The sequence below is a fragment of the bacterium genome, assembly GCA_024228115.1.
GTDB lineage: Bacteria > Myxococcota_A > UBA9160 > UBA9160 > UBA6930.
This window is the reverse complement of sequence record JAAETT010000123.1, coordinates 1-660: the sequence shown is the minus strand read 5'-3', so window position 1 is coordinate 660 and position 660 is coordinate 1. Positions and strand designations below refer to the sequence as shown.

Annotated in this window: 1 protein-coding gene; it reads left to right on the top strand. The window is 61.5% G+C overall.

Translation table 11 applies throughout. The annotated features are described in order from the left end of the window. Window positions 1-99: 99 nt before the first annotated feature. Window positions 100-660: hypothetical protein (locus tag GY937_05945; protein MCP5056255.1), on the top strand; the 561-nt coding region annotated here is incomplete at its 3' end.

Here is a 660-nt window from a genome sequence, read left to right as displayed (position 1 = left end):
CTTTCCGAGGCACACCGTCTCAGCAAGAGCAACACCTACACCTCTGTATTCGGGAGTAGGCGTACCCAACTGCGAGGTTTGCCCCCTCCACTCGAGGTAATGATGCTCACCCGCTGGCACGAGGGAGACTTGGCCGGGGTTTTTGCCCTGGAAGAGGACGGTGAAACCCCGAAGCGAGGGTGGTGCGCACTCCGGTTGCCGGCGGTGGCCGAGCCAGGGGGCAATGACCGGCTGGGGAGGGAGGTGGGTCAGTCGCTCTGCCCCCAGATCGCATCGAAAGACTTCCTCGAGACCCGTTTGCGGGAGGACCCGGTGTGGTTCTCGTGCATCTACCAGGGTTCTCCCATCCACGCCCAGGGAAATTTCTTCAAGAAGACCTACGAGGGGGCGGGTGGGCAGCTCACTTTCCACCATCACCGGTATGACCCCTCTTCCCGTAGGTACCGAGGCCCCGGCGAAGCCGTCATCGATGCCGCTGCGGAGTCCACGGTGCACTTCATGGTGCTGGATCTGGCTACCTCGAAGCGGACCAAGGCCGATTGGACGGTGTTTTCGCACTGGGCGTTCGATCCGTGGCTGAATACGCTGGTCTTGGTCGACAGAGTGAAGGATCGGTTCAGTACTGACGAGCATTCCGGGGTGTTGACCGACTTCGTGACG